The organism is Bacillus sp. CCNWLW194, assembly GCF_037120585.1.
GTDB lineage: Bacteria > Bacillota > Bacilli > Bacillales > Bacillaceae_G > Bacillus_A > Bacillus_A basilensis.
The window spans coordinates 43,769-62,103 of sequence record NZ_JBBBBL010000009.1; the positions used below are offsets into that span (position 1 = coordinate 43,769).

Consider the following 18,335-nt stretch of genomic DNA (forward strand, 5'->3'; position numbering starts at 1 on the left):
TATTTTAAGACAGCCAATCTAATTTCCTAATCCCGAGCTTATCGACTGGTAAACGAAGTGAGCCATAAAAATGCTTCATAAATTGCTCAGAGCGGTTCACATCGTGTAAAATGGCTTCTAAGCGATCTCTATATATGCTTTTTTGTTCTTCGTTTCCAGTTTGGTAATAGCGTTCGACTGTTTCAAAATAGTGAAGCGGGAACAAGAGTCTTGCAAATAATAGGCGCCAACCAAATGAGGATAGTGAATAATTTCGTTCGTAATCTGTAACAAATTGAACGATTGTTTTCTCCCAGTCTTTCTTTTTTTCTATCATCATATAGCGAATCAATTCTGCCATATCTCGAGTTGGGTGATCATACACCCAGTCAAAAGGAAGTTTGAGACGCTTCGTTTGATGCCATAATAAAGGTGTGAATCGTTCTTGGCAAATTGTTGCTGCATCAGTTAATTGCGGCGTATCATCCATTTCTGTATCAACAACATATTGAATTGCATTTTCTGCAACTCCTAAGTAATACGGGAAGGATTCAATAAACAATTGATCGAATACGTCTGTAGGGTGGTTCATCACTTGTGATTGCCAAAACTTTTCTAATTGATCGAGCCTTTTTTCCCATAACGCTTTCCATTCACCAATACGGCTTAATTGCTCAACTTCTTCTGGAAAGAATGCACCTCGTTTATGGAATATAGAAAGCTCACTTCCTAATGACGTAGCATGTCGTTCTAACGCACGCATACCTTTTAATAAGCAGTAATTTTGTTCTTCTATCTCGCTTACATAGTAGCCGTGTATAGTCGGAACGAAAGTCGCTACAGTTAAATCCCCTTGCTGGTTCATATAGTCACTGAGCTTTTTCATCTCTACAAGTACTTCTTCCTCCATTTCTCCAATTGGAACAAGTACATAAATTTTGTTGCGAATCCAAAAGCTTTTATAGGGGCCAAGGGGGATTAATTCTTTAACATGCATGTGATAATGCTCATAAATATGATGAATCATCGCAGTCGCCACCTATGGTTTTTCTTTATATATATGAGCTTGTGCTCGCCTTTCATTCCTATGCACATGATAAAGCAACGAAACGTATACAAATACTAAAAAGAAAAAAAGGTGATAAACATGAAAGAATCAAATCAACTACAAGAAAAAGCATTACAACTATTACAAGAACGCGGTGTAACAATTGACGATATTGCTGAGCTTGTTCATTTTCTTCAAAAAAAATATCATCCAAATTTAGAGATGTCAGAATGCCGTTATAACGTTGAGCGTGTATTATCAAAACGTGAAGTACAAAATGCACTGATTACAGGTATCGAACTCGATGTCCTTACTGAAAAAGGAATGTTAAGTCAGCCGTTACAAGATATCGTAAAACGTGATGAAGGCTTATACGGAATTGATGAAGTGATCGCACTTTCTATCGTTAATGTGTACGGTTCTATCGGTTTCACGAACTTTGGATATATCGATAAATTAAAACCTGGTATTTTAGAATACTTAAATGATAAATCATCTGGAAAGGTGCATACATTCCTTGATGATATCGTTGGCGGAATCGCTGCCGCTGCTTCAAGCCGCTTAGCGCACAGAGCTGAGCATTCGGAATAAAGTAAAACTTTAATCAGTGGGGGTTTTGTTCATCCCCCACTGATTATTAGCCTTCACCAATCAGGCTTTTACGGGCAGTTGATGTGGGATGAAATATGAAAGACCGTCAGTTTCATACTGACGGTCTTTTGTATTCCATGAGCATAAATTCTCTCCCGCGGCTTACAAAAATAGGGCCTTGTTGAAAACCTATGTGTTTATAAAGCGTAATCGCTCTTGTATTAAATGTCGCTACACTAAGTCGAAACGTTTTCGGCTTATATTCTTTAACAGCAAAGGCTATCCCAGCTTGAAAAAACATTTTCCCCAGCCCTTTCCCTGTTAACGCTGGCTTCATGCCAAGTCCGATATCAATTACATCTTCTCCACCATATAAATTTGCATCACTTCCACCGGGCACTTGTGCATTTTCTCCAAAACAAAAATAGCCGATAAACTCCCCATTATCGTTACAACAGCCATAATACGTTCCATCTAATAATTCTTCTATTACTTCTTTCTCACCTGAAAAATCATACAAATTATAAGGTTCTTCGTACGTCCACGTATTTATCTCATTTGCTTCTTCTACCGTTAACTTATGTATATCCATCCTTCTCTCCCCTTATCAAATATTCTATATATACTCATTCATTTTTCGTGCCTCATTTCCCTCTAATTGCAATATGCAGAATTACATACGCACAGCCATTAAACAAGTGGTACAATTTATTTGAATCGCTGTTGCTACACTTCTTGATTAGAGAAAAGGCGTTAACACGGAAATTAGCGTCTTATCAACCTCAAGCAATTGGCACATTTTGTCATCTTAAAAGACACTCGAAAGAGTGTCTTTTTTTCTATATCCAACAAGGACTTACTCATTTCAAAGTATAAATACATAAAATAATGTAAATCATTACACGCATAAATCACTTTCTAAAAGTTATAAAGTAGATTCAAAATAAAAAAGCACTCTTAACTAGAGTGCTTTTTACTTTCAAACAAGGAGGCTACATATATGGATAGTACTCTCGTATTTAACTTCGGCATTGGTATTGTCATCATTTTATTCGTCTTCTTTGTTCTTTGTATGAGCGGGGTATAGCAATCTTTTATGCTGATAACTCCTTTAAAGTATCACTTAATTTAAACTTTCTTAATTGTAATGACGCAATCAATGCTGCTCCTGCTCCAAGCACCACACTAGCAAAAGCTAATATGCAAACTTGATTATACGGAATGATAATAACCGTTAGATCTAAGCTTGATAACACAATATAACTAAACAAAATCCCGCCAAAAATGCCAATACAACCAGCTATCGCTCCAAGTAAAGTTCCCTCTAATAAAACGATCCGTCTCATTTGCTTCGGAATAGCTCCTACCGCACGAATCATACTAATTTCAGCACGTCTTTCATGTAAACTTGAGACAATCGCATTCATTAACCCTATACCAGAAATAATAAAAACAATTACGACTAACAAGCGAATTAACATCATCATTTGCGATAATAACTCCTCCTGTTCTTTTAATAACTCATGACTATTAATAACTTCTACATTCTCTTTATTATTTGTAATTTGTTTTACTTGCTTCTTAATCTCTTCAAATGATTGATTAGAATTTGTCATAACTTGAATTGCTTCATATCCTTGCACGTGAAACTTATCACGAACCCATTGTTCATTTACGAAAATGTCTAATCCTCTTCCCCTTAATCCTTGCTCAATAATCGAAACGACTTTAATCGTTTGTTTTTCTTTCCCTTTTCCTTGTACTTCAATCGTATCATGCAACTGAATCCCTAATGTTTTAGCAGTTCTCTTCGTAACGACTCCCTCACCATCTTTTAATGGCTTATTTAAATCTTGTCCTGTAATCACTTTCGCTTTTGTTACTTTTTGATAAGCAACAATATCATTCCCCACAACCTCTATCACATCATATTCAAAATCATCTTTCCTCACATTTTCATACCACTCTTGATCCGCTTTTTTAAAATCATAATTTATAAGTTTCGCTGTAAAGTCAGTAACATTTGCTACGCTCTCTTCTACACCATCAATTTTTTTAATCTGCTCCATCCAACTAAATGGTAATACTTCAGTACTTTGCGATTCTATTGGAATTCTTATTACTAAATCAGCCGGTAAATGTTTTTGTAACCCATCTTTCATGCCTTCGTAAATAGAGTTTATATACATCGTCCCAACAAGCGCTAACATAAAACCAAATGCTAATATAGCAACTGACACAGCTGCCTTATTCCGATAACGAATTACATTCCGGCTACTAATTGTCGTTTCAATTCGTAATATCATTTGAAGTGGTTTTGCAATTACTGGTGCTATCATACGAATAAATAACGGAATCGCAAATAACAAACCGACCGCAAATAACAGCGCACCTATCGCACTTGGATTAAAACCGATATACTGCTCTAATATGTTACCCGTGAGTCCAATAACAGTACCAATGATTAGAATGCTAAGGCTAAAAGCACTCCATCTCTTTTCTTTTTTCTCATTACTAGGAAGACCTGGCCGAAGTGCTTGAACTGGCGGAATCTTTCTAACCATGAAAGCAGGTATAATGGCCCCTATGATAGACATAACTATCCCTAATAAAAACGTAATGAGTAAAATCTCGCCTGAAATCGAGAATGATGCTTTCCCTGCTTCCTCAATATTCACCCATTTGTTAATGAATGATGCTGCAATTGTTTGCGTACCTGCTCCAAGAATAACTCCTGCTAGTGATCCGATTGCCCCAATACATAAAGCCTCTAATAAAACGACTAATATAATTTGATTTGGATTACTACCAAGTGCACGTAATAATGCCCATTGCTTAAATCGACTTCTGACAGATAAGAAGAAACTTCCCATTATTAAAAGGGCTACAACAAATAAGGCAATACCACCTAAACTAAAAATTAATGGCTTCAGTACATTTAGTCGTTCAAATGCCTTATCTACATAAGTACGTTGGTCCACCTTTATATTTTCAATCTTTTTATGTACATCAAAAGTAATTGCTTCTTTCACATTTACATCTTGTACTTTCACTTGAACGAGATTGAATTGATTTGGTAAATTTAATTCTTTTTGAAGCCAATGGATTGGAAAATAAGCACTATGTCCCATTGACGCCATTAACGGTGGATTTAAAATACCGACAACTTTCACAGTCTTTTCACCATGCTGCGGAAATGGCAGTTTAATCGTATCTCCTACCCGTATATTTTCACGATCTATATACCCTTTTGTCAGTGCTACTTCAGCACCTTCTTTCGGATATCGTCCTTCTAATATTTTATAAGAATGCATTTCTGGAGAATCTTGCTCAACACCCCAGTAAGATGGCTTTCCCGATAATTCTTTATAATGTGGAAAAGGATACGGTATAAGTGCTTTTGATATTTTTTCAGCATTTTCTAAGCCATCTATTCCTTTTAAACTTTCATTATTTAAATACATATCGTTTTTTATATAGCCAAATTGTAAATTATAATCTCCATACCGACTTACTACTTGTTCCTTCACACTTTGTTCTACTGATTGATTACCAAGTAATAACATCGTTGCTAACATAACACCTAAAGCTGCACCGAGAGCAATCAACATATTTCGCAGCCAATTTTGTTTCATCGATTTTACCGCGTATTTAATTACCCATCGCATCACCTTTACCTCCTACTTTAAAGTGACGATTCATAATCTCTTGAATGTGAGTAACTTGTTGCGGGATATTTCGAAATTTCCATCTTTTACTTTCAGCATGTTCATGAATCACTTCACCATCTAATAAGAAAGCAACTTTATCCGCATGGGCCGCTACGAATGGGTCGTGCGTTACAATGACAGCTGTTTGTCCTAGCTCATCACACGCATTGCGAAGTGCTGCGATTATATTTTTGCTATTTTCTGAATCTAATGCCCCTGTTGGCTCATCCGCTAATAGAATAGCCGGCTCATTTGCAAAAGCTCTTGCGATCGCAACCCTTTGCTGTTGCCCACCAGATAACTGTGCTGGTAAATGCTTTTCTTTTCCCTTCAATCCAACAAGTTCTAATAAACGAGTTGCTTTCACCGTTGCCTTCTTTTGCGAGACATTATCTAACAGTAACGGCAACCCTACATTCTCTTCTGCGCTAAACACTGGAATCAAATTAAACTGCTGAAAAATAAAACCGATTTTATGCCTTCTAAATAAAGCGAGCTCTTTTTCTTTTAATGTTGAAATCTCTGTACCGTCAACTCGAATACTACCTACCGACGGAATATCTAATCCACCTAACAACTGAAGTAAGGTCGTTTTACCCGATCCACTTGCCCCCATAATACAAACGAAATCTCCTTTTTGAATTTGAAGATTAATACCTTTTAATATCTTTACTTTACTATCCCCAATATCAAATGATTTTTCTAACCTTTCAATTTCAATAATATTCATCCCCATATCCCCTTCTCTCTCTATTTACCGATCTATATATTCTATTCAGAAATGCAAAATCCCTACTATTTTGTATTTTTTTGTCACACACTAATATTTCTCATGTCAGAAAAGTTGACTCTCATAATAAAAGTAACCATAATAGTTACACGAATACATAAAAGCTATTCACATATCCACAAATAGGAGGAAGAACAATGAAACATGTAATCGTTTATGCACACCCAAATACAGAAAGCTTCAACCATGCGATTTTAGAAACGGTAAAAAGTGAATTAGAAGGAAAAGGTCACGAAGTACGCGTTCGCGATCTATACGAATTAAACTTCAATCCAGTATTAGGCGCTTCCGATTTCATCTCATTTTCTCAAGGAAACACACCAGAAGATATTAAAGAAGAGCAAGAGCATATCTCTTGGGCTGATAGCATTACATTCATTTACCCAGTTTGGTGGGCGGGACTTCCTGCTATTTTAAAAGGATACGTTGACCGTGTATTTAGCCACGGCTTCGCTTATGCTTACGGTGAAAATGGTATCGAGAAGTTATTAAGCGGTAAAAAAGGCTTACTATTATCTACAATGGGAAATACGAAAGAAGCATACACAGCAGGCGGTATGTTTGACGCAATGAAGAAAACAGCTGATGTTGGTATTTTTGAATTTACAGGCATTGAAACAATTGAGCACACATTCTATACGAGTGTTCCTTCTGTGGATGATAATGTGCGTAAACAATATCTTGAAGAAGTTAAAGATGTTGTGAATCGTGCATTTTAATAAAAAAACTCCGGCTTTAACAACCGGAGTTTTTTTATTTCATCATTAATTTCGGAATATACCTTTGAAGAATGCTTTCTAATTCATTCATATCTTCCTGTCTAATAAGTAAATTCACATTGTCATTCATTTTTTCTCGCCCGCGATATAAAAATATATTTTCTTTTGGATTTTCCCATGTTGATGTTTTATAGCCTTTCAATTCTTCGTATGAATAAAAGTTTAGTCCGTCTACTACACCTTTTTCATATATTTGTACACTTTTAATAAGATGGATGGCTATTAAAGTCATAAAACAACTTGCTACAGCATGAATACCTAGCTGAATGAGAAACTGTTCAACTGTATCAATATCGCCACTTACGTATCGAGCATATATATACATACATTGTCCAATGAAATATGCTGGTCCAAGTAATGCAACCCAACGTCTTTTCACCCGAGGATACATTGCAATGCGTTTTCCTGCGCTTTTTTTCATTTCATTTATTTTATATATCTTCCATAGAATAAAAAACAAAACACATAATGTAAAAACAAACATAATACATGACATCCAGTACATTCTTATTCTCTCCCCTTACATCACTACATTTAAATTTTACATTTTATATACTTATAGTACATATGCAATTATGCATAAAAAAACAGGTAACCTCTTCCGGTTACCTGCATTTCATTACATCTTCTCAATCCACTCCGTCAAGTTATGCACAACTTGCGTTGGTTGAACTTCATATTCTGTTAACTTCTCCACAGTTGTGACTCCTGTGTGGACAAGAAGAGTATGCATGCCAGCATTTACTCCTGCTAAAATGTCTGTATCGTAGTTATCCCCAACCATTAATGCTTCATTCTTTTCTATGCCAAGCACTTTCAAAGCTTGTTCCATAATGATTGATTCTGGTTTTCCGATAAAGATTGGATCCACACCTGTTGATACTGCTACAACTGATGTTAATGAACCGTTACCTGGTAATAATCCGCGCTCAGTCGGAATGGCAATGTCTCCATTTGTGGAAATAAACGTTGCGCCGTTACGCACAGCAAGACAAGCTTTTGCTAATTTTTCATATGTGATGTCACGATCTAAACCGACAACAACGAAATCAGGATTTTCATCCACAAGTTCAAATCCTTTTTCCACAAGTGCATCATGTAAGCCTTCTTCACCAATCATATATACAGTTGCGTCTTGTTTACGTTCGTAAATGAAGTTTGCTGTTGCCATACTCGTTGTGAATACTTGCTCTGCTTTCGCTGGAATATCGAAACGAACAAGCTTTTCTGCCACTTGTTCTGGTTTGCGAGTTGAATTATTCGTAACGAATAAATATGGAATGCCGCGCTCTCCTAATGCTTTTACGAAGTCGCTCGCTTCTTCAATTTGTTCTTCTCCGCGATACATCGTACCGTCTAAGTCAATTAAGTAACCTTTATACATCGATTATGTCTCTCCTTCTATGCTAACGTTCTCACCTTATCATACCACTCTTATATTACCCGCTTTTTGCAAAGAAAAAAACGCTTTACCTTAAAGCGCCCCATAACGTTCATTTTTTCTCTTTTACTTGGTAAGAACAACTACAATCGCCCTCGCACATGTTTGCTAGCGTCTTTACATCTGCTCCTGCAAATAAACGCTTATACATTTCTTTTTCATCTTCACATACTTGCGGGAATCTCTCGGCAATTTCCTTTAACGGACAGTTTTGTTTTTCAATTACAAAAGAGTTCTCTCCGTCTCTCTTAATTTGAACCATATAACCATTTTTCTCTTGCATAGCTGCTATCTCTTGCACTTTATATGCTAAATTCTTTTGATTACTCACTCTCTTTTGCAACTGTTCTTCCATTCGCTTCGTTCTCTCTTTTAAAACGTAACGAAGTATTTTCTCATCACCCATTCGAGCTAAATCTTCTAGCATATCAATCGCAAATTGCTTATACTCCTTCGGGAATGTATCTTCTCCCTTTTCGCTTAATCCATACAAATAAGTTGGTCTTCCGACATGTTGCCTTACCATCTTAGAATAGATTAAACCATCTTTCTCGAGATTACTTAAATGTCTACGGATTGCCATTTCTGTAATCTCTAAAACGTCAGCCAGTTCCGCTACCGTGTGCTCTCCCTTTACTTTCAACAATTGCACAATTTCATCTTTCGTCGTACGTGCTTCCCCCATGCTTCAACCTTCTCCCTTTTCTTTCTCACATACAATATAAGATCCCCAAAAAGGTACCTTGGGGATCTTATAAGCATAATTATTCTGGTACAAATGCAGATACAGGCCCTAATTCCTTTTCTAAATAACTGCGAATATTTGCTGGGTATTTCTCTACCACTGCAATATGTTTTTGAATCGTCTTATATAATTCATCATGATTCATTTGAATATAATCTTGCGTAAGCATTTTTCGAAGAAGGATAATTTCTTTCATTCCTTGTCCATCTTCTGCACTTATCACTCGCTCGTCCATTAAAATATCAATAATATCTTCATAGCTTCCTGGATCGCGCATAATAAATCCATCAATCATCGCATTCCCTACATCTAATACACAATCAATAATTAGATGAGCTATACGTTCTAATGCGTAAAATTCAAACTCGGTTTCATATATCTTTTTCTCTTGAAATGTACTTGTTGCTCGTTCTAAACATACTAGCATTTGTTCTATTTTCTTTCTGTCTACAAAATACATGAATGTCACCTACCTGGAAATTAAAGCATTTACATTTTAATTGTAACGCTTTCTTCTGAAAAAATCGACAATTTTTCGAATTCACCTTTTCTCCGTTATTTGTTATAGTTATATTTGTATGATTTTTGAAATTGGAGGAATGGAATCTTGGAACGTGAACTCGCACTAGAAATTGTCCGTGTAACAGAAGCAGCAGCATTAGCATCCGCACAGTGGATGGGCCGCGGAAAGAAGAATGAAGCAGATGATGCAGCAACTACAGCAATGCGTGATATGTTCGATTCAGTAAACATGGCAGGTACAGTTGTAATTGGTGAAGGAGAACTTGATGAAGCACCGATGTTATATATTGGTGAAGAACTAGGAACAGGTAACGGTCCAGAAGTAGATATCGCCGTTGATCCATTAGAAGGTACAAACATCGTTGCAAAAGGTCTTGCAAATGCAATGGCAGTTATCGCAATCGCAGATAAAGGAAACCTTCTTCATGCTCCTGATATGTACATGGAAAAAATCGCGGTTGGTCCAAAAGCAGCTGGTAAAATTAGCTTAGATGATCCAATTGAAAAAACAATTGAAATTGTAGCAGAAGCTAACAATAAAAAGATTCGTGACCTAACGGTTATCGTTCAAGAACGTGAACGTCATCAAGATATTATTGATCGTGTTCGTGCTAAAGGTGCACGCGTAAAATTATTTGGTGATGGTGATGTTGGTGCGTCAATCGCAACAGCACTACCTGGAACGGGTATCGACTTATTCGTAGGTATTGGCGGAGCTCCAGAAGGCGTTATTTCTGCAGCAGCATTAAAATGCCTTGAAGGTGAAATGCAAGCTCGCTTAGTTCCAATGAACGAAGAAGAAGAAGCTCGTTGTCGTGAAATGGGATTAGAAGACCCTCGTCAACTTCTTATGTTAGACGATTTAGTATCTGGTGATGATGCAATCTTCTCAGCAACTGGTGTATCTGCTGGTGAGTTATTAGATGGCGTGAAATTCCTAGGCGGAGATTTAGCTGAAACATACTCTATCGTAATGCGTTACAAAACAAGAACAGTACGATTCATTAAAACGCATCACCATTTAGATCATAAGCCACACTTAAACTTAGATATTTAATAAAGGAGCCATGTGTATGGAAGAACGTTTCTTTCTGTACGACGATACTGTCGCTACAAAAACGCGTTTCGTTAGCTTTATGGGAGAAAATGAGCGTCATGATTTAGCGCTTTTATACTCTGATCGTCATTACGGTAAAACAATTGTCCTTGATATGCAAAGTAATAAATTTGCAATCATCGGTCCTGACGATTTAAACGAACCAGGCTACTTAGAGCACGCATTTTCTATGACTGAAGAAATTGCAGAAGAACTACGCTCATTTTTATTTGAACTTATATAATTTATCTCAAACACCAGCTATTTTAGCTGGTGTTTTTTCACTTTGAGTATTTAGAATTTTCAAACCTTTATGTTATAATGAAGGATAAATCTATTTGGATAGAAAGGACGTTATCTACGTATGCCAACAACTACTTTGTAATGGACCAGCAATTGGATAGCATTACTCTCAAAAAAGCTCCGTGCTTTTTCAAGGGAGTAGTCTGCCCATTCCCATTACAAAGGAACGTAACGCATCTGTAGTATGATGTTTACGGAGGTTCCTAAGGGGACCTCCTTTTATTTTTGTCTTTTTCTCATGTCTTCATACTACAAGACATCCAAATAGCTGTATTACGTTCCTTTACCACTACTATAAGAGGTGAAGGAAAATGCAGAAAGTACAACTTTCTTGGAGTTTATATGAAAACGAGCAAAACACAATCGAAAAATATTGTAAAAATTGCAGACGCTCTACCCTATTTACTGACACGAATATTCGTAGGCATAACGCCAACGGAAAAAACATATACCGCTTTGCCATTTATAAATGTCCAAAAGACCATACGTGGAATCAAAAACTTCGTATTTATAAAGCATTTACTGATCACGTTGAAACAGTCGATATGACGCAGCAGGATCAACCAGAAACAACTACTACCACTTCTCCATTACGCAACATAAAGAAAGTGGCATAGCCGAAATCACGATCGTATTAGACGTCGTTTTCGGTTCCCACCGCATCGATAAAGCCTTATCCACATATATTTCCGACTGGAGCCGTACACGCATTGTGGATAAAATTAAAAATGGGGATATTCAATTAAACGGAAAACAAATGAAACCAAATACAATACTTTCTGAAGGCGATCATATCTCGATTTGTTTATAAGCGAGAATATGTAAAAAATCCTCTTACAATCGTAAGAGGATTTTTTTATTTCTTCACTTTTCGTAATACGAAGTGTGCACAACCGAAGTTACAGTACTCGTATAAATACTCTGATAAAGTACTAATTTTCGTATCATATGTCGAACGTTGGTTACTATCATCAAAGAAACCGCGCAATCTAAGTTGCTCATAACCCCAGTCCCCAACGATGTAATCATATTTATTTAAAATTTCTGCATAACGCTCTTTAAATGCTTCTTCACTAAAACCATCACGAAAGTTTTTAATTACTTCGTACTGAACATTATTAATGCTCACCGTAGCATGCATCTCTTGCTCTTGCTTTTGCTCCATCATTAACTTCCTCTCTAAGCATTCTTCTTTTTATCGTATCACAAAGCATACCAACCAACAATTTCAAATACAAAAAATTGAAAATTAGTGCATGCTATGGAGAAGGAGGTGATACATCGTGAAAAAACAAATTATACTTTCTCTCCTCACTCTTTCCTTATTTGCAGGCTGCCAAACAAACAAAGCCGAAATGGAACGTGAAGAAGGAAGTCGTGTTCTTGTTTCTAATAAAAACGACATGTATCATACGGAAAATACAAATACACGGCTTACAAGGGTCGGCTATTCATCTAAACAAAAACATGAAGTATCTAACAAACAAGTAGGAGCCATTAACCGCGAGAAAGTCGCTGAAATGATTACAAGCATGACAGTCAAACTTCCCGACGTTGCAAATGCTGCTACGCTCGTTACCGATGATGAAGTATTTGTTGTATACCGTGCAAACACAACAGATCCAAAACTCGTAGCAGATCAAGTATATAAAACTGCTTTGTCCATCGTCCCTCGCTATTATAAAGCATATGTATCAACAAACCAAAAGTTGATCTCTCAAATTCAAGGCCTTCAATCTGGTGCATTAAATGATACAGAATATACGCAAAGCCTCGATATGTTAAAGCGTGAAATGAGTAAAAATCCTCATTTGAACAATACAGAGAATCAAACTTTAAATAATATGATAAAAAAATAAAGAAGGTGGAGAAAACCTCCACCTTCTTTATTTTTTTACTATTTCTTACGATCTGCATAAACCTCCATCGCATCACACATAAACTGCGCTAACCCTTCGCCAAACTTATCGATATTTTTCGTAAAGCGCTCATCAGCGACGTACATTTGGCCGAGGCCCTTAAAAGCATCTAATGAGTATTCACCGAAGTTTTGCAAGTAATCGTACCATACTCCAATTGCTTCCTGCGCCTCTTTAGAATCAGGTGCGCCGTGTCTAAGCACCGCTAAATTTCTGTAAATAGTATTAAACTCTTCTTGATTATCTTTTGACATACCTTTCGCATATTCATTGGCTTTATCTACAGCTGCGTCTCCCCATCTTTCACGCGCTTCTTCTTCGTACGGATTATGGCTGAAATCGAAGCCTTCAAATTTCTCTTTATTCGTCATTTCAATCTCTCCTTTTGTATGCTGAATTGTTTTATCAATCGTCGCAATCACTTTATCTAACCTAGCACGCTTTTCAAGAAGCATTTTCTTATGAAGCTGTAGCGCTTCTTCACGATCAAATGATGGACTCATGATAATTTTTTTAATTTTTTTCAAAGGGAAGCCTAGCTCTTTAAAAAATAAAATTTGCTGCAATGTCTCTAAATTTTCATTGGAATACAGACGATATCCAGACTCTGACGTCTCATCTGGGGTTAACAACCCAATTTCATCATAATGATGCAGTGTGCGCACACTAATTCCAACCAAATTAGCTACTTCTTTTACCTTCATTGTCATGTGTATCTCCCCCTTAGTACATACGATAAAGTATGACGCAACGTTAGAGTCAATAAGTAAATTCATTTTCTTTATAAAATATTTCATGCATAATAGATATGTACATATATTAGAAAGCGGTGAAAGTATGGTTTCAAATACTGTAATTGCCAGCATCATCTTTCAACTCATTGTCTCGATTCTGGTCCCAATTATTGTACTCGTTTATTTCCGTAAAAAATATAATATTAATTGGAAAGTGGTTGGCGTTGGTGTTCTTATCTTTATCGGATTTACCCAAATTCTCGAAACACCATTCCACCTATTTATGCGCGGTAATCCAGCAATCGCTCCAATTTTAGAAAATCCATTTGTCTTCGCACTTTATGGCGGACTAACTGCTGGTATTTTTGAAGAATTAGGACGCTTCGTTGCCTTTTTCTTCTTACTAAAAAAATATCAAGAATATAAAGATGGCTTTGCTTACGGAATTGGTCACGGCGGGATAGAATCTATTTTAGTTGGCGGATTCTCTGCATTCCAAGCACTTATATTTGCGAATTCAATTAACAGCGGTAGCTTCGCTCAAATGGTTGAAAAAATGCCAGAACTAAGCCGACTACAGGACTTGTTAATTCAGCAACCTGCCTACTTATACTTCCTTGGTAGCTTCGAAAGAATTATGGCACTCGTGCTGCAAATTGCCTTTACAATGCTTGTCTTATACGCAGTAAAACAGAAGAAATATATCTTCCTTGTGTACGCTGTATTATTCCACGCATTTGTAGACTTTTTCGCGGCACTTTACCAAACAAAAACAATCAACATTTTTGTTGCAGAAGGAATTACCCTTCTCTTCACAATTGGTGCTGTCATTCTTATTCGTAAAATGAAAGAGAAATTAATGAGTGTACCGGAGTAAAAATAACCCACCAATTGGTGGGTTATTTTTTGTATGGATTACCACAATGATGATAACTTTTACCTGCTCGCAGCTCCCTTTTTGTTTCTGCATCTATAACAATGTACTTATGTAACTCTTCTACTTCATTTTGAGAAAAGGAAGCGAAAAAATAAACTTGGCGATCAGGGTGAACAAAAGAATCTTGAAGCACCACTTCACTCCGACAACCCACGGCTGTTTTTTGTCGGAAAGAAGATTCTTCATAGGGCACTTCTTTAAATAAGACTTTTTTTCGAATACTATATGTTGCATTGTTGTATTCTCTATAAATTTTCTTATCTAATTGTTCGTAAAACACACGCTCACTCACAAATGACTTATTTCGATTACTTGGATAATCTAACTTGTGATTGGATTGTGCATATGTTGTGGACAATTGCGTAAGAAAACAAATCATGAATACGATACATATCATTTTTTTCATCATTGCACCTCAATTTTTTATTATCCACATTACTTTTCCACATGCTTAGATCACTATGCCATTTCCAATAAAAAGGGATTTTTTTCACATTTGTCGAAGTATATAGCGTCAACTTGAAAGATGGGGATGAATTATGAAGAAAATTATTGTAATACGACATTGTTCAGCTACTGGACAAAAACGTGATGCTGAATTAACAATTGACGGAAAGAATCAAGCAAACATCCTTGCTACATTCCTCTTAGAAAACCAACCACAAATAGATCATATTATTTCAAGCCCATTTGTGCGAGCTATCGATTCTATTCGGCCCTATGCGCTCCAAGCTAACTTGTCTATCCAAGAAGATGAACGACTAACGGAACGCATATTAAGCGACGTTCCAATGGACGATTGGATGCAAAAACTAGAATCTACTTTTACAAATATAGATATTGCCTTTTCAGGCGGAGAGTCAACAAAACAAGCAACGGACCGTGCTATATCGCTTATCCAAGACGTTTTAAAATTAACCCATACTACAACGCTACTCGTTACACATGGAAACTTACTTACGCTCATTTTAAAGTACTTTGATCATACGATTGGCTTTAATGAATGGAGAGCTTTAACGAATCCTGATATTTACGAAATTACAATCGATGAACAATGTGCCCTAAAACGATTATGGGAAGCACCGTCCAAGTAATATCTCTTTCGAACACATTCAGTTGACGCCACGAGAAGAAACTGTACTAACAATAGGAAGGGGTATCACTGCATATGTACGAAGATGTACTTGCTTTACTACATAAAACAAATGCTTCTTATGAAAAGTTTGAACACGAACCAGTACTCGATTATGAAACAGATCGTATCGTACGTGAAAGGCTTGGCTTACAAGGTACTCCAAGTAAAAGCTTATTTTTAAAATCAAAGTCTGGAGATTATTACGTATTTTTCACGCTAGAGGGCACAAGGCTCAACCGAGGAGAAATGAAAGAAATAACAGGAGAACGCTTATCTCTTTGTTCTCCTATTGAACTAAGGGAAGAGACCGGCTGTACGCCAGGATGTGTAGCTCCTTTCGGGTATTCACAAAATGTAACAATTATTGTGGATAGCGCTATCTATACTTACAATAAAGTTTTAATTACACCTGGTGTACCTGAATTTACAATTGAATTATCCACAGAGGAATTAAAAAAGATTTTATTAACATGTTCAAATACTGTTTTGGAGTACAAACAAAAAGAGAGCTAATCGTTAGCTCCCTTTTTTCATTATTTTGCTTCTGCTGTTTTTTCTTTCGCAGAACGAACTTGCTCGTCCGCATGGTAAGAAGAACGCACAAGTGGGCCAGCTTCACAGTGGCTAAAGCCTTTGCTAAGTGCAATTTCTTTAAGCTCTGCAAATTCTGCTGGTGGGTAATATTTAAGAACTGGTAAATGCTTCTTAGATGGTTGTAGGTATTGTCCAAGAGTTAAAATATCCACATTGTTTGCACGTAAGTCATCCATTGCTTCAATTAAATCTTCTCTCGTTTCACCTAAGCCCACCATAATGCTCGATTTAGTTGGAATATCAGGCTGCATTTCTTTCGCTCGGCGTAAAAACTCTAATGAACGGTCATATTTTGCTCTAGCGCGAACTCGGTTAGATAATCGACGTACTGTTTCAATGTTATGGTTTAAAATATCTGGTTTTGCATCCATTAACATTTTTAAGTTTTCTTCTACTCCACCCATATCAGATGGTAATACTTCAATTGACGTAAATGGATTTTTACGACGAACAGCGCGTACTGTTTCAGCAAAAACAGCTGCTCCGCCGTCTTTTAAATCATCACGTGCAACCGCTGTTATAACAACGTGCTTTAAGCCCATTTGTACTACAGAATCTGCTACGCGTTCTGGCTCTTGTAAATCAAGCTCCGTTGGTAAGCCTGTTTTAACCGCACAGAAACGACAAGCGCGTGTACAAACCGCACCTAGAATCATAAATGTTGCTGTTTTTCTTACAGCCCAGCATTCATGAATATTCGGACATTTCGCTTCTTCACAAACTGTATGAAGATTCTTAGAACGCATCATTTTCTTTAAGCCTGTATAGTTTTCATTCGTGTTTAACTTAATTTTCAACCATTCGGGCTTGCGCTTATATTCTGTTTGTTTTGTCATGGTTATCAACTCCGCACAATATGAAATAGTTTACCGTGTTCGCTTCTTTCAATGTAACATATCTATTCTAACGTATGAAAGCGATTTGCTCAAATGAAGATTCTAAGATTTTTTCCAATCGTTCCCTATAATGAAATACTCCGTATATCCCACACTAAAAAGAGTGATGTTGTGAAAGGAGTCTATTTCATGCTTCGAAAAATTTCTCTTTTGCTTTCGATTTGCTTTCTTCTCCACCAAAACATCGCTTACGGTGAAGATAATCAGCAAAGCATATACGAAAAGCGCATGGCACTATATAAAGAAACCGAGCAATCTTCAGGCATTCCGTGGTATTACTTAGCTGCAATGGATCAATATGAAAGAAATATACGGAGCGTAAGAAAAGATATTCCGAAAAAACCAGATGCCATCATTTCCCTTTATTTCAAACCAGAAATATGGGCTGGACCTGTTAATGATAACGATACCCTTCCCCATACAATTTCTCTATTTGGCGGAATCGGTTTAGATGGGGACAAAGATGGATTTGCAAATGCAAATAACGACCGTGACCTTCTGCATACAGCAGCAACGGTTTTAAAGAAACAAGGAACGTCAGAAGAACGTATTAACATTATGCTTTGGGAATATTATAGACGTGCGAAAACAGTTGATTTAATTACCGAGTACGCCCAAATTTATAAACATTATGGACGTATTAATTTAGAAGGAAATGCTTTTCCCCTTCCGATTCGTAGTGACCATAGCTACCGTAGTACTTTCGGCGCTGGAAGAAGTTTTGGGGGAAGAAGAGTTCATGAAGGAACCGATATTTTTGCAGGCTATGGCGTACCAGTAAGATCCACTTGCTATGGCATTATTGAAACAAAGGGCTGGAATCGCCTTGGCGGATGGCGCATCGGCATTCGTGACCTTCATAATAATTACCATTATTACGCTCATTTAGGCGGGTTCTCAAAAGAAATACAGCTCGGACAAATTGTCGAGCCCGGAAAAGTAATCGGATTTGTTGGTAGCACCGGTTACGGCCCTCCCGGCACAGCTGGAAAATTCCCGCCCCACCTACATTTTGGCATGTATAAAGACAATGGTTATACAGAATGGGCTTTCGATCCATACATGCATTTAAGTCTGTGGGAACGAAAAGAACGCGCGAATACAAAACGATAACCG

Annotated in this window: 21 protein-coding genes and 1 pseudogene; 10 read left to right on the top strand and 12 right to left on the bottom strand. The window is 36.9% G+C overall.

The features are described 5' to 3' along the window. Positions 1–4 precede the first annotated feature (4 nt). The gene (gene yutH / locus V7S50_RS20255) at positions 5–1,006 is read right to left on the bottom strand and encodes a spore coat putative kinase YutH (RefSeq protein ID WP_242256502.1); all 1,002 of its coding nucleotides are present in this window, start codon (positions 1,004–1,006) and stop codon (positions 5–7) included. A 120-nt stretch (positions 1,007–1,126) separates the two neighbouring features. On the opposite strand from yutH, the gene V7S50_RS20260 reads away from it, so the two are divergent. Continuing rightward, entirely contained in the window at positions 1,127–1,618 is a 492-nt protein-coding gene (locus V7S50_RS20260) for a phosphatidylglycerophosphatase A family protein (protein ID WP_336376465.1), read from the top strand. A gap of 112 nt (positions 1,619–1,730) precedes the next feature. On the opposite strand, the gene V7S50_RS20265 is transcribed toward V7S50_RS20260, so the two are convergent. The 3 genes from V7S50_RS20265 to V7S50_RS20275 all read right to left on the bottom strand — a co-directional run bounded on the left by V7S50_RS20265 (position 1,731) and on the right by V7S50_RS20275 (position 6,058). Next, positions 1,731–2,210 carry a GNAT family N-acetyltransferase gene (locus V7S50_RS20265; RefSeq protein ID WP_242256501.1) on the bottom strand — a complete coding sequence of 160 codons (480 nt, stop codon included), beginning with the start codon at positions 2,208–2,210 and terminating at the stop codon, positions 1,731–1,733. A 502-nt stretch (positions 2,211–2,712) separates the two neighbouring features. Continuing rightward, positions 2,713–5,286, bottom strand: coding sequence for an FtsX-like permease family protein (locus V7S50_RS20270; RefSeq protein WP_242256499.1), 2,574 nt, complete (start codon positions 5,284–5,286; stop codon positions 2,713–2,715). Continuing rightward, positions 5,270–6,058, bottom strand: a complete 789-nt coding sequence (locus tag V7S50_RS20275; protein ID WP_242256497.1) for an ABC transporter ATP-binding protein — start codon at positions 6,056–6,058, stop codon at positions 5,270–5,272. The genes V7S50_RS20270 and V7S50_RS20275 overlap by 17 nt, the downstream gene beginning before the upstream one ends. A 197-nt stretch (positions 6,059–6,255) precedes the next feature. Between V7S50_RS20275 and V7S50_RS20280 the strand changes: the two genes are divergently transcribed. Then, positions 6,256–6,837 carry an NAD(P)H-dependent oxidoreductase gene (locus tag V7S50_RS20280; protein WP_048534641.1) on the top strand — a complete coding sequence of 194 codons (582 nt, stop codon included), beginning with the start codon at positions 6,256–6,258 and terminating at the stop codon, positions 6,835–6,837. A gap of 34 nt (positions 6,838–6,871) precedes the next feature. Here V7S50_RS20280 and V7S50_RS20285 read toward each other — a convergent pair whose 3' ends face one another. From V7S50_RS20285 to V7S50_RS20300, 4 genes are all read right to left on the bottom strand, one after another. After that, the gene (locus V7S50_RS20285) at positions 6,872–7,402 is read right to left on the bottom strand and encodes an iron ABC transporter substrate-binding protein (RefSeq protein ID WP_242256495.1); all 531 of its coding nucleotides are present in this window, start codon (positions 7,400–7,402) and stop codon (positions 6,872–6,874) included. A 114-nt stretch (positions 7,403–7,516) separates the two neighbouring features. Further along, entirely contained in the window at positions 7,517–8,281 is a 765-nt protein-coding gene (locus tag V7S50_RS20290; protein WP_063537924.1) for a TIGR01457 family HAD-type hydrolase, read from the bottom strand. A 109-nt stretch (positions 8,282–8,390) separates the two neighbouring features. After that, a complete protein-coding gene (locus tag V7S50_RS20295; protein WP_000503346.1) occupies positions 8,391–9,023 on the bottom strand; it encodes a helix-turn-helix transcriptional regulator in 633 nt (210 codons plus the stop codon). 79 nt (positions 9,024–9,102) lie between these two features. After that, a complete protein-coding gene (locus tag V7S50_RS20300; protein WP_000274001.1) occupies positions 9,103–9,543 on the bottom strand; it encodes a DUF86 domain-containing protein in 441 nt (146 codons plus the stop codon). A gap of 147 nt (positions 9,544–9,690) precedes the next feature. On the opposite strand from V7S50_RS20300, the gene glpX reads away from it, so the two are divergent. From glpX to V7S50_RS20315, 3 genes and pseudogenes are all read left to right on the top strand, one after another. Beyond that, positions 9,691–10,662 (top strand): class II fructose-bisphosphatase, encoded by a 972-nt coding sequence (glpX, locus tag V7S50_RS20305; RefSeq protein WP_000439090.1) that lies wholly within the window; start codon positions 9,691–9,693, stop codon positions 10,660–10,662. A 16-nt stretch (positions 10,663–10,678) separates the two neighbouring features. Continuing rightward, positions 10,679–10,945: a DUF3055 domain-containing protein gene (locus tag V7S50_RS20310; RefSeq protein WP_000392613.1), complete on the top strand. Its 267-nt coding sequence runs from the start codon at positions 10,679–10,681 to the stop codon at positions 10,943–10,945. A gap of 370 nt (positions 10,946–11,315) precedes the next feature. After that, positions 11,316–11,815: pseudogene (locus V7S50_RS20315) on the top strand (cytoplasmic protein). 45 nt (positions 11,816–11,860) lie between these two features. On the opposite strand, the gene V7S50_RS20320 reads toward V7S50_RS20315, so the two are convergent. Further along, positions 11,861–12,172: a YutD family protein gene (locus V7S50_RS20320; protein ID WP_002003766.1), complete on the bottom strand. Its 312-nt coding sequence runs from the start codon at positions 12,170–12,172 to the stop codon at positions 11,861–11,863. Positions 12,173–12,287: 115 nt separating this feature from the next. On the opposite strand from V7S50_RS20320, the gene V7S50_RS20325 reads away from it, so the two are divergent. Continuing rightward, on the top strand, positions 12,288–12,863 hold the full coding sequence (locus V7S50_RS20325; protein WP_063222124.1) for a YhcN/YlaJ family sporulation lipoprotein: 576 nt from the start codon (positions 12,288–12,290) through the stop codon (positions 12,861–12,863). A 38-nt stretch (positions 12,864–12,901) separates the two neighbouring features. Here V7S50_RS20325 and V7S50_RS20330 read toward each other — a convergent pair whose 3' ends face one another. Further along, positions 12,902–13,633, bottom strand: coding sequence for a MerR family transcriptional regulator (locus V7S50_RS20330; RefSeq protein WP_242254733.1), 732 nt, complete (start codon positions 13,631–13,633; stop codon positions 12,902–12,904). A gap of 85 nt (positions 13,634–13,718) precedes the next feature. On the opposite strand from V7S50_RS20330, the gene V7S50_RS20335 reads away from it, so the two are divergent. Then, a complete protein-coding gene (locus tag V7S50_RS20335; protein WP_142332700.1) occupies positions 13,719–14,534 on the top strand; it encodes a YhfC family intramembrane metalloprotease in 816 nt (271 codons plus the stop codon). A gap of 22 nt (positions 14,535–14,556) precedes the next feature. Here the strand turns inward: V7S50_RS20335 and V7S50_RS20340 are convergent, their stop codons facing one another. Next, on the bottom strand, positions 14,557–15,003 hold the full coding sequence (locus tag V7S50_RS20340) for a hypothetical protein (RefSeq protein ID WP_373605299.1): 447 nt from the start codon (positions 15,001–15,003) through the stop codon (positions 14,557–14,559). Positions 15,004–15,133: 130 nt separating this feature from the next. Here V7S50_RS20340 and V7S50_RS20345 point away from each other — a divergent pair, with 130 nt between their 5' ends. Together V7S50_RS20345 and V7S50_RS20350 are read left to right on the top strand one after the other, a co-directional pair. After that, positions 15,134–15,688 carry a histidine phosphatase family protein gene (locus V7S50_RS20345; protein ID WP_242254735.1) on the top strand — a complete coding sequence of 185 codons (555 nt, stop codon included), beginning with the start codon at positions 15,134–15,136 and terminating at the stop codon, positions 15,686–15,688. 74 nt (positions 15,689–15,762) lie between these two features. Continuing rightward, the gene (locus V7S50_RS20350; protein ID WP_063222129.1) at positions 15,763–16,242 is read left to right on the top strand and encodes a YbaK/EbsC family protein; all 480 of its coding nucleotides are present in this window, start codon (positions 15,763–15,765) and stop codon (positions 16,240–16,242) included. Positions 16,243–16,262: 20 nt separating this feature from the next. On the opposite strand, the gene lipA is transcribed toward V7S50_RS20350, so the two are convergent. Beyond that, complete coding sequence (gene lipA, locus V7S50_RS20355; RefSeq protein WP_000166375.1) at positions 16,263–17,159, bottom strand: lipoyl synthase; 897 nt, start codon at positions 17,157–17,159, stop codon at positions 16,263–16,265. 189 nt (positions 17,160–17,348) lie between these two features. Here lipA and V7S50_RS20360 point away from each other — a divergent pair, with 189 nt between their 5' ends. Next, entirely contained in the window at positions 17,349–18,332 is a 984-nt protein-coding gene (locus V7S50_RS20360; protein WP_242254736.1) for a M23 family metallopeptidase, read from the top strand. Positions 18,333–18,335: the final 3 nt, after the last annotated feature.

Bases quoted from the DNA above. Each gene is read 5' to 3' on its own strand.
- yutH (WP_242256502.1), bottom strand. From the start codon at position 1,006: ATGATTCATCATATTTATGAGCATTATCACATGCATGTTAAAGAATTA.
- V7S50_RS20260 (WP_336376465.1), top strand. From the start codon at position 1,127: ATGAAAGAATCAAATCAACTACAAGAAAAAGCATTACAACTATTACAA.
- V7S50_RS20265 (WP_242256501.1), bottom strand. From the start codon at position 2,210: ATGGATATACATAAGTTAACGGTAGAAGAAGCAAATGAGATAAATACG.
- V7S50_RS20270 (WP_242256499.1), bottom strand. From the start codon at position 5,286: ATGCGATGGGTAATTAAATACGCGGTAAAATCGATGAAACAAAATTGG.
- V7S50_RS20275 (WP_242256497.1), bottom strand. From the start codon at position 6,058: ATGAATATTATTGAAATTGAAAGGTTAGAAAAATCATTTGATATTGGG.
- V7S50_RS20280 (WP_048534641.1), top strand. From the start codon at position 6,256: ATGAAACATGTAATCGTTTATGCACACCCAAATACAGAAAGCTTCAAC.
- V7S50_RS20285 (WP_242256495.1), bottom strand. From the start codon at position 7,402: ATGTACTGGATGTCATGTATTATGTTTGTTTTTACATTATGTGTTTTG.
- V7S50_RS20290 (WP_063537924.1), bottom strand. From the start codon at position 8,281: ATGTATAAAGGTTACTTAATTGACTTAGACGGTACGATGTATCGCGGA.
- V7S50_RS20295 (WP_000503346.1), bottom strand. From the start codon at position 9,023: ATGGGGGAAGCACGTACGACGAAAGATGAAATTGTGCAATTGTTGAAA.
- V7S50_RS20300 (WP_000274001.1), bottom strand. From the start codon at position 9,543: ATGTATTTTGTAGACAGAAAGAAAATAGAACAAATGCTAGTATGTTTA.
- V7S50_RS20310 (WP_000392613.1), top strand. From the start codon at position 10,679: ATGGAAGAACGTTTCTTTCTGTACGACGATACTGTCGCTACAAAAACG.
- V7S50_RS20320 (WP_002003766.1), bottom strand. From the start codon at position 12,172: ATGATGGAGCAAAAGCAAGAGCAAGAGATGCATGCTACGGTGAGCATT.
- V7S50_RS20330 (WP_242254733.1), bottom strand. From the start codon at position 13,633: ATGACAATGAAGGTAAAAGAAGTAGCTAATTTGGTTGGAATTAGTGTG.
- V7S50_RS20335 (WP_142332700.1), top strand. From the start codon at position 13,719: ATGCATAATAGATATGTACATATATTAGAAAGCGGTGAAAGTATGGTT.
- V7S50_RS20340 (WP_373605299.1), bottom strand. From the start codon at position 15,003: ATGATGAAAAAAATGATATGTATCGTATTCATGATTTGTTTTCTTACG.
- V7S50_RS20345 (WP_242254735.1), top strand. From the start codon at position 15,134: ATGAAGAAAATTATTGTAATACGACATTGTTCAGCTACTGGACAAAAA.
- V7S50_RS20350 (WP_063222129.1), top strand. From the start codon at position 15,763: ATGTACGAAGATGTACTTGCTTTACTACATAAAACAAATGCTTCTTAT.
- lipA (WP_000166375.1), bottom strand. From the start codon at position 17,159: ATGACAAAACAAACAGAATATAAGCGCAAGCCCGAATGGTTGAAAATT.
- V7S50_RS20360 (WP_242254736.1), top strand. From the start codon at position 17,349: ATGCTTCGAAAAATTTCTCTTTTGCTTTCGATTTGCTTTCTTCTCCAC.